The sequence below is a fragment of the Pseudomonas sp. GL_090 genome, assembly GCF_057837765.1.
Genome location: NZ_CM174452.1, coordinates 103148 through 116761, shown reverse-complemented (window position 1 = coordinate 116761; position 13614 = coordinate 103148). Strand labels below are relative to the sequence as shown.

Below are 13614 nucleotides of genomic sequence, written 5' to 3'. Positions count from 1 at the left end.
TCGACCCAATGGAGCAAGACCATGAGTACTCTGCAACCCGATACCCTGATCAAAAACCCTCAAGGCTGCCACGTGGTGTCCTCGGTGGACGTGCCCGCCGATGCCACGCAGGTATGGGCCGTAGTCGGCAACTTTGCCGGCTTCGATCGCTTCATCCCGGCGCTGTCGCACATCGAAATGACGGGTGAAGGCGTGTCATCGCTACGCAAAAAGTTTTTCAGCGACGGCAACCTGGTGGTCGAGCAACTCAACTCCCGGGACGACCAGGCACGGCACATGACCTGGACCACTATCTACAACACCCTGGGTGTGGCCAATCTGTGGGCAGCAATGAGCGTTGAACCACTGGGTGCGGGCAAGTCCCGAGCTACCTGGACCATCGTTGCCGAACCGGCTCAGGGTGGCGCCGAGGCGCTGCCGGGCTTCAAGGTTTTCGTACAGGGTTTTGCCGATGATGCGATGAACAATGTGCTGAAGCTGTTTGCGTAAGACTGAAACGACAAAACCCCTGTCTGCGTGAGCAGACAGGGGTTTTGGAATTTAATCTTGACGATGACCTACTCTCACATGGGGAAACCCCACACTACCATCGGCGATGCATCGTTTCACTGCTGAGTTCGGGATGGGATCAGGTGGTTCCAACGCTCTATGGTCGTCAAGAAATTCTGTGACCAGCCCGTTAGAATTTTAACGTGCCGGTGAAAACTGGTGACTTCTACTAAAACAAAACCCCTACCTGCATACGCAGATAGGGGTTTCGGAATTTAATCTTGACGATGACCTACTCTCACATGGGGAAACCCCACACTACCATCGGCGATGCATCGTTTCACTGCTGAGTTCGGGATGGGATCAGGTGGTTCCAACGCTCTATGGTCGTCAAGAAATTCGGGTACCGAATCGTGGCCAGTCGGCCGCGCTTCAGCAAATCGGGTATGTGACAGCTTTCGGTGTTTTGTGAGCCTTTCGAACTTTCGGTTCTTTTCGTCTTCACACACCGCAATCTGATGCTCGTTAGAGGCGTCAAATTGCTTGGGTGTTATATGGTCAAGCCTCACGGGCAATTAGTATTGGTTAGCTCAACGCCTCACAGCGCTTACACACCCAACCTATCAACGTCGTAGTCTTCGACGGCCCTTCAGGGGACTCAAGGTCCCAGTGAGATCTCATCTTGAGGCAAGTTTCCCGCTTAGATGCTTTCAGCGGTTATCTTTTCCGAACATAGCTACCCGGCAATGCCACTGGCGTGACAACCGGAACACCAGAGGTTCGTCCACTCCGGTCCTCTCGTACTAGGAGCAGCCCCTCTCAAATCTCAAACGTCCACGGCAGATAGGGACCGAACTGTCTCACGACGTTCTAAACCCAGCTCGCGTACCACTTTAAATGGCGAACAGCCATACCCTTGGGACCGGCTTCAGCCCCAGGATGTGATGAGCCGACATCGAGGTGCCAAACACCGCCGTCGATATGAACTCTTGGGCGGTATCAGCCTGTTATCCCCGGAGTACCTTTTATCCGTTGAGCGATGGCCCTTCCATACAGAACCACCGGATCACTAAGACCTACTTTCGTACCTGCTCGACGTGTCTGTCTCGCAGTCAAGCGCGCTTTTGCCTTTATACTCTACGACCGATTTCCGACCGGTCTGAGCGCACCTTCGTACTCCTCCGTTACTCTTTAGGAGGAGACCGCCCCAGTCAAACTACCCACCATACACTGTCCTCGATCCGGATAACGGACCTGAGTTAGAACCTCAAAGTTGCCAGGGTGGTATTTCAAGGTTGGCTCCACGCGAACTGGCGTCCACGCTTCAAAGCCTCCCACCTATCCTACACAAGCAAATTCAAAGTCCAGTGCAAAGCTATAGTAAAGGTTCACGGGGTCTTTCCGTCTAGCCGCGGATACACTGCATCTTCACAGCGATTTCAATTTCACTGAGTCTCGGGTGGAGACAGCGCCGCCATCGTTACGCCATTCGTGCAGGTCGGAACTTACCCGACAAGGAATTTCGCTACCTTAGGACCGTTATAGTTACGGCCGCCGTTTACCGGGGCTTCGATCAAGAGCTTCGCGTTAGCTAACCCCATCAATTAACCTTCCGGCACCGGGCAGGCGTCACACCCTATACGTCCACTTTCGTGTTTGCAGAGTGCTGTGTTTTTAATAAACAGTCGCAGCGGCCTGGTATCTTCGACCGGCGTGGGCTTACGGAGCAAGTCCTTCACCCTCACCGGCGCACCTTCTCCCGAAGTTACGGTGCCATTTTGCCTAGTTCCTTCACCCGAGTTCTCTCAAGCGCCTTGGTATTCTCTACCCAACCACCTGTGTCGGTTTGGGGTACGGTTCCTGGTTACCTGAAGCTTAGAAGCTTTTCTTGGAAGCATGGCATCAACCACTTCGTGTTCCAAAGGAACACTCGTCATCAGCTCTCGGCCTTAAGATCCCGGATTTACCTAAGATCTCAGCCTACCACCTTAAACTTGGACAACCAACGCCAAGCTGGCCTAGCCTTCTCCGTCCCTCCATCGCAATAACCAGAAGTACAGGAATATTAACCTGTTTTCCATCGACTACGCTTTTCAGCCTCGCCTTAGGGACCGACTAACCCTGCGTCGATTAACGTTGCGCAGGAAACCTTGGTCTTTCGGCGTGGGTGTTTTTCACACCCATTGTCGTTACTCATGTCAGCATTCGCACTTCTGATACCTCCAGCAAGCTTCTCAACTCACCTTCACAGGCTTACAGAACGCTCCTCTACCGCATCATCCGAAGATGATACCCGTAGCTTCGGTGTATGGTTTGAGCCCCGTTACATCTTCCGCGCAGGCCGACTCGACTAGTGAGCTATTACGCTTTCTTTAAAGGGTGGCTGCTTCTAAGCCAACCTCCTAGCTGTCTAAGCCTTCCCACATCGTTTCCCACTTAACCATAACTTTGGGACCTTAGCTGACGGTCTGGGTTGTTTCCCTTTTCACGACGGACGTTAGCACCCGCCGTGTGTCTCCCATGCTCGGCACTTGTAGGTATTCGGAGTTTGCATCGGTTTGGTAAGTCGGGATGACCCCCTAGCCGAAACAGTGCTCTACCCCCTACAGTGATACATGAGGCGCTACCTAAATAGCTTTCGAGGAGAACCAGCTATCTCCGAGCTTGATTAGCCTTTCACTCCGATCCACAGGTCATCCGCTAACTTTTCAACGGTAGTCGGTTCGGTCCTCCAGTCAGTGTTACCTAACCTTCAACCTGCCCATGGATAGATCGCCCGGTTTCGGGTCTATTCCCAGCGACTAGACGCCCTATTAAGACTCGCTTTCGCTACGCCTCCCCTATTCGGTTAAGCTCGCCACTGAAAATAAGTCGCTGACCCATTATACAAAAGGTACGCAGTCACCTAACAAAGTAGGCTCCCACTGCTTGTACGCATACGGTTTCAGGATCTATTTCACTCCCCTCTCCGGGGTTCTTTTCGCCTTTCCCTCACGGTACTAGTTCACTATCGGTCAGTCAGTAGTATTTAGCCTTGGAGGATGGTCCCCCCATATTCAGACAAAGTTTCTCGTGCTCCGTCCTACTCGATTTCATGACTAAGAGATTTTCGCGTACAGGGCTATCACCCACTATGGCCGCACTTTCCAGAGCGTTCCGCTAATCTCAAAGCCACTTAAGGGCTGGTCCCCGTTCGCTCGCCACTACTAAGGGAATCTCGGTTGATTTCTTTTCCTCAGGGTACTTAGATGTTTCAGTTCCCCTGGTTCGCCTCTTGCACCTATGTATTCAGTACAAGATAACCATCTTATGATGGCTGGGTTCCCCCATTCAGACATCTCCGGATCAAAGTCTGTTTGCCGACTCCCCGAAGCTTTTCGCAGGCTACCACGTCTTTCATCGCCTCTGACTGCCAAGGCATCCACCGTATGCGCTTCTTCACTTGACCATATAACCCCAAGCAATCTGGTTATACTATGAAGACGACATTCGCCGAAAATTCGATTGAGCTCCTAAGAGCAACTCACAAATTTTACCTTAGCCTGATCCGTTACCAGTGAAAGTAACGTTCAGTCTATCTTTCTATCACATACCCAAATTTTTAAAGAACGAACTAGTCAAAGACTAGAAATCAACATTCACCATCGAACCGATGGAATGCTCATTTCTAAGCTTTATACAATCAGAAGCAGTAGTGGTGGAGCCAAACGGGATCGAACCGTTGACCTCCTGCGTGCAAGGCAGGCGCTCTCCCAGCTGAGCTATGGCCCCGTATTTCTACAGGCGTTTCCCACACAAAATTGGTGGGTCTGGGCAGATTCGAACTGCCGACCTCACCCTTATCAGGGGTGCGCTCTAACCAACTGAGCTACAGACCCAATTTCGAGCTACAAGGCCGACCTCACCCTGCTCTTTACCACAGAGCATGGGGTGCGCTCTAACCAACCAAGCCACAACCATTTAGGCTGCTTCTATATCGTCTTCTTCAATGAATCAAGCAATTCGTGTGGGAACTTATGGAGCAGCTGAGTCGTCGATTAAGGAGGTGATCCAGCCGCAGGTTCCCCTACGGCTACCTTGTTACGACTTCACCCCAGTCATGAATCACACCGTGGTAACCGTCCTCCCGAAGGTTAGACTAGCTACTTCTGGTGCAACCCACTCCCATGGTGTGACGGGCGGTGTGTACAAGGCCCGGGAACGTATTCACCGCGACATTCTGATTCGCGATTACTAGCGATTCCGACTTCACGCAGTCGAGTTGCAGACTGCGATCCGGACTACGATCGGTTTTGTGGGATTAGCTCCACCTCGCGGCTTGGCAACCCTCTGTACCGACCATTGTAGCACGTGTGTAGCCCAGGCCGTAAGGGCCATGATGACTTGACGTCATCCCCACCTTCCTCCGGTTTGTCACCGGCAGTCTCCTTAGAGTGCCCACCATGACGTGCTGGTAACTAAGGACAAGGGTTGCGCTCGTTACGGGACTTAACCCAACATCTCACGACACGAGCTGACGACAGCCATGCAGCACCTGTCTCAATGTTCCCGAAGGCACCAATCCATCTCTGGAAAGTTCATTGGATGTCAAGGCCTGGTAAGGTTCTTCGCGTTGCTTCGAATTAAACCACATGCTCCACCGCTTGTGCGGGCCCCCGTCAATTCATTTGAGTTTTAACCTTGCGGCCGTACTCCCCAGGCGGTCAACTTAATGCGTTAGCTGCGCCACTAAGAGCTCAAGGCCCCCAACGGCTAGTTGACATCGTTTACGGCGTGGACTACCAGGGTATCTAATCCTGTTTGCTCCCCACGCTTTCGCACCTCAGTGTCAGTATCAGTCCAGGTGGTCGCCTTCGCCACTGGTGTTCCTTCCTATATCTACGCATTTCACCGCTACACAGGAAATTCCACCACCCTCTACCATACTCTAGCTTGTCAGTTTTGAATGCAGTTCCCAGGTTGAGCCCGGGGCTTTCACATCCAACTTAACAAACCACCTACGCGCGCTTTACGCCCAGTAATTCCGATTAACGCTTGCACCCTCTGTATTACCGCGGCTGCTGGCACAGAGTTAGCCGGTGCTTATTCTGTCGGTAACGTCAAAACACCAACGTATTAGGTTAATGCCCTTCCTCCCAACTTAAAGTGCTTTACAATCCGAAGACCTTCTTCACACACGCGGCATGGCTGGATCAGGCTTTCGCCCATTGTCCAATATTCCCCACTGCTGCCTCCCGTAGGAGTCTGGACCGTGTCTCAGTTCCAGTGTGACTGATCATCCTCTCAGACCAGTTACGGATCGTCGCCTTGGTGAGCCATTACCTCACCAACTAGCTAATCCGACCTAGGCTCATCTGATAGCGCAAGGCCCGAAGGTCCCCTGCTTTCTCCCGTAGGACGTATGCGGTATTAGCGTTCCTTTCGAAACGTTGTCCCCCACTACCAGGCAGATTCCTAGGCATTACTCACCCGTCCGCCGCTGAATTCAGGAGCAAGCTCCTGTCATCCGCTCGACTTGCATGTGTTAGGCCTGCCGCCAGCGTTCAATCTGAGCCATGATCAAACTCTTCAGTTCAAACATCTTTGGGTTTTGAGAAAACCCTAAACTTGGCTCAGCAATCGTTGGTTACATCTTTGATTTCTCGCGGAGTAACTTGTGATGCTGATAATCTGTTGACTAGCAGTCTGATTCCACAAGCACCCACACGAATTGCTTGATTCAGTTGTTAAAGAGCGGTTGGTTAAGATCTTTCGTCTCAACCGAGGCGCGCATTCTACAGCAGCCTCATTTGCTGTCAAGTGATTATTTTCTGAAGTTTTCCAAGTTTCCTTTTCAACTTCAACCACTTGCGCTTCAGATCTCTCGTCAGCGGGAGGCGAATTCTACAGCGTTACACGCTGCTGTCAACACCTCTTTTTCAACTCCCTTTCGGCTTCGATGAACTGAAGCAACCTGCTGCCGAAAACTGCGTAACTCGTTGCTTACCAAGGAGTTTTCCGTTTCGACTGCGCCGGAAGTGGGGCGAATTATAGACATCTGAAATCTGCCGTCAAGCACTGATTTAGGTTTTCTATCAATATGCTGCACAAAGCAGCAAAACACCCCAAAAGGAGCCTATATAGAGGAGCCGAAACTCTCCTCTATATAGAAGAGATCTATCAGAGAACGCCAGAAGCCTTGAATGCGGACACCGCCCCGGCATCCAGGCCCAACACCCGCTGCAAAACCTCCAGTGTGTGCTCACCCAGCAGAGGAGGCGCAAAACGGTACTCCACCGGCGTTTCAGACAGTCGAATCGGGCTCGCCACCTGAGGCACCATCCCGGCCAGCGCATGCGGCAGCTCGATAGCCAACCCGCGCGCCTTGACCTGAGGGTCGGCAAACATCTGCGCCACGTCATTGATAGGCCCGCAGGGCACGCCAGCCCGCTCCAGTTGCGCCACCCATTCAGCGGTCGTCTTAAACACCGTCGCCTGGCGGATCAGCGGGATCAGTACTGCCCTGTTTGCCACCCGCAGCTTGTTGGTCGCAAAACGCGGATCGTCCGCCCACTGCGGCTGCCCGGCCACTTCCGCGAATTTGCGAAACTGCCCATCGTTCCCGACGGTAAGGATAAAATCGCCATCCGCCGTAGGAAAATCCTGATAAGGCACGATGTTCGGATGAGCATTCCCCAGACGTTTAGGCGCATTGCCTGTCGTCAGGTAGTTCATAGCCTGGTTGGCCAGACAAGCCACCTGCACGTCCAGCAGAGCCATATCGATATGCTGACCCCCGCCATCGTGATCCCGATGCGCAAGCGCTGCGAGGATCGCGACAGTCGAATACAGCCCGGTCAGGATGTCCGTCAGCGCCACGCCAACCTTCACCGGCCCCGCGCCTTCTTCGCCTTCAGGTCGCCCCGTGAGGCTCATGAGGCCGCCCAGCCCCTGGATCATGAAGTCATAACCCGCACGCTTGGCGTAAGGACCGGTCTGGCCGAACCCGGTGATCGAGCAATAGATCAGATCCGGATTGATCGCCTTCAGCGATTCATAGTCCAGACCATAAGCCGCCAGACCGCCGACCTTGAAGTTCTCGATCAGGATGTCCGACCTGGCCGCCAGTTCACGCACCAGCTTTTGCCCTTCAGGGCGAGTGAAGTCGATGGTGACCGATTGTTTGTTGCGATTGGCCGACAAGTAATAGGCGGCCTCGCTGGTGTTCTCGCCATAAGCGTCTTTAAGGAACGGCGGTCCCCAGGCGCGCGTGTCATCGCCGTTACCCGGACGCTCGACCTTGATCACTTCAGCGCCAAGGTCGGCCAGGATCTGCCCGGCCCAAGGCCCGGCCAGCACCCGCGATAAATCCAGTACCCGTAGATGCGATAGCGCGCCCATGGACGTTCTCCTTAATAGAACGCCTGGAGGCCGGTTTGCGCACGACCGAGGATCAGTGCATGGACGTCGTGCGTACCTTCATAGGTGTTCACCACTTCCAGGTTGACCAGGTGACGCGCGACACCGAATTCATCGGAGATGCCGTTGCCGCCCAACATATCGCGAGCCAAGCGCGCGATATCCAGGGACTTGCCGCAAGAGTTGCGCTTCATCATCGAAGTGATTTCGACAGCAGCAGTCCCTTCGTCCTTCATACGACCCAGACGCAGGCAGCCTTGCAGCGCCATGGTGATTTCAGTCTGCATATCGGCCAGCTTCTTCTGGATCAACTGGGTAGCGGCCAGCGGGCGTCCAAACTGTTGACGATCCAGGGTGTACTGGCGAGCGGTGTGCCAGCAGAACTCGGCCGCGCCCAGCGCACCCCAGGAGATGCCGTAACGTGCAGAATTGAGGCAAGTGAAAGGACCTTTCAGACCACGGACGTCCGGGAAGATGTTCTCTTCCGGCACAAACACGTTGTCCATCACGATTTCACCGGTGATCGATGCCCGCAGGCCCACCTTGCCGTGAATCGCCGGAGCGCTCAGGCCTTTCCAGCCTTTCTCCAGAACGAAGCCGCGGATGTCGCCGGCATCGTCCTTGGCCCAGACCACGAACACATCGGCGATCGGGCTGTTGGTGATCCACATCTTGTTGCCGGTGAGGCTGTAGCCACCTTCCACTTTACGCGCACGAGAAATCATCGCGCCCGGATCGGAGCCGTGGTTAGGCTCGGTCAGACCGAAGCAGCCGATCCACTCGCCCGACGCCAGTTTCGGCAGGTACTTCTGCTTCTGCGCCTCGGTACCGAATTCATTGATTGGCACCATCACCAGCGAGGACTGCACGCTCATCATCGAGCGATAGCCGGAGTCGATGCGCTCGACCTCTCGGGCGATCAGGCCGTAACTGACATAGTTCAGGCCGCTGCCACCGTACTGCTCGGGGATGGTTGCACCCAACAGGCCGACTTCGCCCATTTCGCGGAAGATCGCCGGATCGGTCTTCTCATGACGGAAAGCTTCAAGAATGCGCGGCGCAAGGCTCTGCTGAGCAAACTGCGCAGCCGTGTCGCGAATCATGCGTTCTTCTTCAGTGAGCTGTTGATCCAGCAGCAGGGGATCGATCCAGTTGAAGCTAGCTTTACCGCCCATGAGTGTGTCCTCTCGAATCGGGTCAAATAACGTGGACTGATCCTAGGCCCGGATCGGTGCCACGGCAAACGAGGATTTTGCATACTGTTGTGCTATTTTCTCACTCCGAAACGTCGTGAAAGAGCCTTTATGCGATGTATTAGTGAGGTTGACGTACATGCGCAGAAAGATACCCAGCACCACCGCCCTGATCAGCTTCGAGGCCGCAGCGCGCCACGAGAGCTTCACCAAGGCCGCCCAGGAACTGTCGCTGACCCAAGGGGCGATTTGCCGACAGATCGCCAGCCTTGAAGAGTTCCTCAGCGTGGAACTGTTCCGACGCTCGCGGCGCGGGGTCAAGCTGACGGAAGCCGGACTCTCCTACAGCCGTCGAGTGGCCACTCAACTCGATGCCGTTGAGCGCGACACCTTGTCCGTGATGGGCCAGCAAGGCACCAACGTGATCGAGCTGGCCGTGGTTCCGACCTTCGGCACCCAATGGCTGTTGCCGCGACTTAAAGATTTCCAGCAAAAACACCCGGAAGTAACGGTCAACCTGACCAACCGCACGCGCCCGTTCCTGTTCGCCGACACGGATTTCGACGCCGCCATCTACTTCGGTGACGCAGATTGGTCGGGTACAGAATCCCACAGACTGATGGGTGAAAATCCGATGCCCGTTTGTAGCCCCAACCTGCTCGGAAACAAGACCGGTCTGACACCCGACGAAATTGCCGACTTACCTCTCCTGCAACAAACCACCCGCCCTTATGCCTGGCGCCAATGGTTCGACTCCCAACACCTGAATGTCCCGCGAGACATGACAGGCCCCCGCTACGAGCTATTTTCCATGCTCGCCCAGGCAGCCATGCACGACATGGGCATCGCCCTGATCCCGCCGTTCCTGATTCAAAGGGAGTTGAAAGAGAAACGCTTGGTGATCGCCAACCCGCAAGCACTGTCCAGCATCAAGGCTTATTACCTGATGATTCCTGAGCGAAAGGTCGAATCCGCATCATTAAGGGCATTTCGAGACTGGCTGGTAAATCAGGCGCACAGCTACAGCCTAGAGGGATAAAGGCTCTCAAAGCTTACTTGACCCCGTAGTCAGCTAAATTAAAGCCCTACAGATATACGTATTTGTCGCATAACAGCAAACTGTATCGAGAAGTCGTACAAACGTCCCACAAGCGCCTGATGACGCGGCTTTGCGCCACTATTTCTAGGCGATGCCGCATCATTCATACGGCCGATGTGTAAATTCTTCAATTTCGGCCAGAATCCTTGAAAAGCACGGTCTGCAAGGGATTGAGGCAGTTGGTTGCGACATTCGGTCACGGGGTGACTTGTAGTTAATTTTCCGTCACCCGTCATAATCCCTTGAAGGGCACAAAGTTCGCCTGCAAAATGCCGCGCCCCGCCCTGATTTGGCGGGATCGTGCTGATCGGCCGCCCCAGCCGCACCATCCGTAGTGCATGGGTTTACTCAACAAGATCACGCAGGAGATTTGACGTGCACATTGGTGTTCCTCTCGAAACCCAGACCGGTGAAACACGGGTTGCTGCAACCCCGGAAACCATCAAGAAGCTGATCGGCCAGGGCCATAAGGTCACTGTACAAAGCGGCGCCGGCATTAATGCCAGCGTTGTCGACAGTGCCTATGAAGCGGCAGGCGCAAACATTGGCAGCGCCAACGATGCGTTTGGTGCAGAGCTGATTTTGAAGGTGGTCGCGCCCAGCGACAGCGAGCTGGCGCTGATCAAGAGCGGCACCGTTGTGGTGGGCATGCTCAATCCGTTCAGCAATGAAACCATCGCTAAGCTGGCCGAGTGCGGCATTACCGCCTTTGCCCTGGAAGCCGCGCCTCGTACCTCCCGCGCTCAGAGCCTGGACGTACTGTCCTCGCAAGCCAACATCGCCGGCTATAAAGCCGTGTTGCTGGCCGCGCACCACTACCCGCGCTTCATGCCGATGCTGATGACCGCTGCGGGCACCGTGAAAGCGGCGCGCGTGTTGATCCTTGGTGCCGGTGTGGCCGGCTTGCAGGCGATCGCTACGGCGAAACGCCTGGGTGCAGTGATCGAAGCGTCCGACGTGCGTCCTGCGGTAAAAGAGCAGATCGAATCCCTCGGCGCCAAGTTCGTCGACGTGCCGTACGAGACCGATGAAGAGCGTGAGTGCGCCGTCGGTGTCGGCGGTTACGCCCGCCCGATGCCGGCCAGCTGGATGCAGCGCCAGGCCGCGGCCGTGCACGAACGCGCCAAGCAGGCGGACATCGTGATCACCACCGCACTGATTCCCGGCCGCAAGGCACCGACGCTGCTCAGTGCAGAAACCGTGGCGCAGATGAAACCGGGCTCGGTGGTCATCGACCTCGCGGCCGCCCAGGGCGGCAACTGCCCGCTGACCGTGGCCGATCAGGTGGTCGTCGCACATGGCGTGACCATCGTGGGCCCGACCAACCTGGCCAGCGCCGTGGCGGCTGACGCTTCGGCGCTGTACGCCCGCAACCTGCTGGACTTCATGAAACTGTTGTTCGATAAAGACGGACAACTGGTGATCAACCTTGAAGACGATATCGTCGCCGCGTGCCTGATGTGCCGCGACGGCCAGATCGTGCGCAAGAACGGCTGAGGATAAAAATAATGGAAGACATGCTGATCTCTCACGGTATCTACAACCTGATCATTTTCGTGCTGGCGATCTATGTCGGCTACCACGTGGTCTGGAACGTCACACCGGCACTGCACACGCCGCTGATGGCGGTGACCAACGCCATTTCGGCCATTGTGATCGTCGGCGCCATGCTCGCCGCCGCCCTCACCGTGACCCCGCTGGGCAAGACCATGGGCACCCTGGCCGTGGCCCTGGCCGCCGTCAACGTGTTTGGTGGCTTCCTGGTGACCCGCCGCATGCTGGAAATGTTCAAGAAAAAAGCGGCCAAAGCGCCGGCGGCCAAGGCCGAAGCAGTCAAGGCCGAGGTGCAGCAAGCATGAGCATGAACCTGGTTACTTCCCTGTATTTGATCGCCTCGGTCTGCTTCATCCAGGCGCTCAAGGGCCTCTCGCACCCCACCACGTCGCGTCGTGGCAACCTGTTCGGCATGCTCGGCATGGGCCTGGCGATTCTCACCACGGTGGGCCTGATCTACAAGCTGGGCTCCGAGTTGGCACAAGACGGCATCGTCTACGTGATCGTCGGCCTGCTGATCGGCGGCACTGCCGGTTCGATCATGGCCAAACGCGTCGAAATGACCAAGATGCCCGAACTGGTCGCCTTCATGCACAGCATGATCGGTCTGGCAGCGGTGTTCATTGCGGTGGCAGCCGTGGTCGAGCCGCAATCGCTGGGCATCGTGCAGAACCTCGGCGACGCGATCCCGGCCGGTAACCGCCTGGAGCTGTTCCTCGGCGCCGCCATCGGTGCAATCACCTTCTCCGGCTCGGTCATTGCCTTCGGCAAGCTGGCGGGCAAATACAAGTTCCGCCTGTTCCAGGGTGCGCCGGTCCAGTTCGGCGGTCAGCACAAGCTGAACCTGCTGCTGGGCCTGGCCACCCTGGGCCTGGGCGTGACCTTCATGCTCACCGGCGACTACACCGCTTTCGCCGTGATGCTGGCCCTGGCCTTCGTGCTCGGCGTGCTGATCATCATCCCGATCGGTGGCGCGGACATGCCCGTGGTCGTGTCGATGCTCAACAGCTACTCCGGCTGGGCCGCGGCGGGTATCGGCTTCTCGCTGAACAACTCGATGCTGATCATCGCAGGCTCACTGGTGGGCTCCTCCGGTGCGATCCTCTCGTACATCATGTGCAAGGCGATGAACCGCTCCTTCTTTAATGTGCTGCTCGGTGGCTTCGGCAACACGGCAGAGGCGGCCGGCCCGGCGGGCTCGAAAGAAGCCCGTCCGGTGAAATCCGGCTCGGCTGACGACGCGACCTTCCTGCTGACCAACGCCGACACCGTGATCATCGTGCCGGGTTACGGCCTGGCGGTTGCGCGGGCCCAGCATGCGCTGAAGGAACTGACCGAGAAGCTGACCCATCGCGGCGTGACCGTGAAGTACGCGATCCACCCGGTGGCCGGTCGGATGCCCGGCCACATGAACGTGTTGCTGGCCGAGGCCGAAGTGCCTTACGACCAGGTGTTCGAGATGGACGACATCAACTCCGAGTTCGGCCAGGCCGACGTGGTACTGGTGTTGGGCGCCAACGACGTGGTCAACCCGGCCGCGAAGAACGATCCGAAATCGCCGATTGCCGGCATGCCGATCCTCGAGGCGTTCAAGGCCAAGACCATCATCGTCAACAAGCGCTCGATGGCCAGCGGCTACGCCGGTCTGGATAACGAGCTGTTCTACCTGGACAAGACCATGATGGTGTTCGGCGACGCTAAAAAGGTCATCGAGGACATGGTAAAAGCTGTCGACTAACCCTCTGCGGCACACGGAACGCCCCGACTCGTCGGGGCGTTTTTGTTTGCGCAAATCGTCGGACAAACTGTCCTTTTGTTACCGATCCGGTAACGGTGTTTTGCTTGAAAGGCCCTGAATAGACGCCTCGATTGCGACCTTGG

Annotated in this window: 7 protein-coding genes, 2 tRNA genes and 4 rRNA genes; 5 read left to right on the top strand and 8 right to left on the bottom strand. The window is 56.0% G+C overall.

Annotated elements, in window-relative coordinates; genetic code table 11:
• Positions 1 to 21: 21 nt before the first annotated feature.
• On the top strand, positions 22 to 489 hold the full coding sequence (locus tag AC3ITA_RS00585) for an SRPBCC family protein (protein WP_489279108.1): 468 nt from the start codon (positions 22 to 24) through the stop codon (positions 487 to 489).
• Positions 490 to 544: 55 nt separating this feature from the next.
• Here the strand turns inward: AC3ITA_RS00585 and rrf (AC3ITA_RS00580) are convergent.
• The 8 genes from rrf (AC3ITA_RS00580) to AC3ITA_RS00545 form a co-directional block, all read right to left on the bottom strand.
• A 5S ribosomal RNA gene (rrf, locus tag AC3ITA_RS00580) occupies positions 545 to 660 on the bottom strand.
• Positions 661 to 768: 108 nt separating this feature from the next.
• Positions 769 to 884: ribosomal RNA gene (gene rrf, locus AC3ITA_RS00575) — 5S ribosomal RNA — on the bottom strand.
• A 159-nt stretch (positions 885 to 1043) separates the two neighbouring features.
• Positions 1044 to 3937 (bottom strand): 23S ribosomal RNA (locus AC3ITA_RS00570).
• A gap of 247 nt (positions 3938 to 4184) precedes the next feature.
• A tRNA-Ala gene (locus AC3ITA_RS00565) sits at positions 4185 to 4260 on the bottom strand.
• Positions 4261 to 4290: 30 nt separating this feature from the next.
• A tRNA-Ile gene (locus AC3ITA_RS00560) sits at positions 4291 to 4367 on the bottom strand.
• A 160-nt stretch (positions 4368 to 4527) separates the two neighbouring features.
• Positions 4528 to 6064, bottom strand: a 16S ribosomal RNA gene (locus AC3ITA_RS00555).
• The 16S, 23S and 5S rRNA genes sit together here with 2 tRNA genes alongside, the layout of an rRNA operon.
• 584 nt (positions 6065 to 6648) lie before the next feature.
• On the bottom strand, positions 6649 to 7869 hold the full coding sequence (locus AC3ITA_RS00550) for a CaiB/BaiF CoA transferase family protein (protein ID WP_489279106.1): 1221 nt from the start codon (positions 7867 to 7869) through the stop codon (positions 6649 to 6651).
• Positions 7870 to 7880: 11 nt separating this feature from the next.
• Complete coding sequence (locus AC3ITA_RS00545; RefSeq protein WP_489279104.1) at positions 7881 to 9062, bottom strand: acyl-CoA dehydrogenase; 1182 nt, start codon at positions 9060 to 9062, stop codon at positions 7881 to 7883.
• A gap of 157 nt (positions 9063 to 9219) precedes the next feature.
• On the opposite strand from AC3ITA_RS00545, the gene AC3ITA_RS00540 reads away from it, so the two are divergent.
• The 4 genes from AC3ITA_RS00540 (at position 9220) to AC3ITA_RS00525 (ending at position 13471) form a co-directional block, all read left to right on the top strand.
• On the top strand, positions 9220 to 10119 hold the full coding sequence (locus tag AC3ITA_RS00540) for a LysR family transcriptional regulator (RefSeq protein ID WP_095946415.1): 900 nt from the start codon (positions 9220 to 9222) through the stop codon (positions 10117 to 10119).
• 435 nt (positions 10120 to 10554) lie between these two features.
• Positions 10555 to 11676, top strand: a complete 1122-nt coding sequence (locus AC3ITA_RS00535) for a Re/Si-specific NAD(P)(+) transhydrogenase subunit alpha (protein ID WP_489279102.1) — start codon at positions 10555 to 10557, stop codon at positions 11674 to 11676.
• An 11-nt stretch (positions 11677 to 11687) separates the two neighbouring features.
• Positions 11688 to 12038: an NAD(P) transhydrogenase subunit alpha part 2 gene (locus AC3ITA_RS00530; protein ID WP_053152987.1), complete on the top strand. Its 351-nt coding sequence runs from the start codon at positions 11688 to 11690 to the stop codon at positions 12036 to 12038.
• Positions 12035 to 13471: an NAD(P)(+) transhydrogenase (Re/Si-specific) subunit beta gene (locus AC3ITA_RS00525; protein WP_489279100.1), complete on the top strand. Its 1437-nt coding sequence runs from the start codon at positions 12035 to 12037 to the stop codon at positions 13469 to 13471. Before AC3ITA_RS00530 ends, AC3ITA_RS00525 begins: the two co-directional genes overlap by 4 nt.
• Positions 13472 to 13614: the final 143 nt, after the last annotated feature.

What these genes read in the sequence shown, in the direction of transcription:
- AC3ITA_RS00585 (WP_489279108.1), top strand. Translation starts at nt 22, where the DNA reads ATGAGTACTCTGCAACCCGATACCCTGATCAAAAACCCTCAAGGCTGC.
- AC3ITA_RS00550 (WP_489279106.1), bottom strand. Translation starts at nt 7,869, where the DNA reads ATGGGCGCGCTATCGCATCTACGGGTACTGGATTTATCGCGGGTGCTG.
- AC3ITA_RS00545 (WP_489279104.1), bottom strand. Translation starts at nt 9,062, where the DNA reads ATGGGCGGTAAAGCTAGCTTCAACTGGATCGATCCCCTGCTGCTGGAT.
- AC3ITA_RS00540 (WP_095946415.1), top strand. Translation starts at nt 9,220, where the DNA reads ATGCGCAGAAAGATACCCAGCACCACCGCCCTGATCAGCTTCGAGGCC.
- AC3ITA_RS00530 (WP_053152987.1), top strand. Translation starts at nt 11,688, where the DNA reads ATGGAAGACATGCTGATCTCTCACGGTATCTACAACCTGATCATTTTC.
- AC3ITA_RS00525 (WP_489279100.1), top strand. Translation starts at nt 12,035, where the DNA reads ATGAGCATGAACCTGGTTACTTCCCTGTATTTGATCGCCTCGGTCTGC.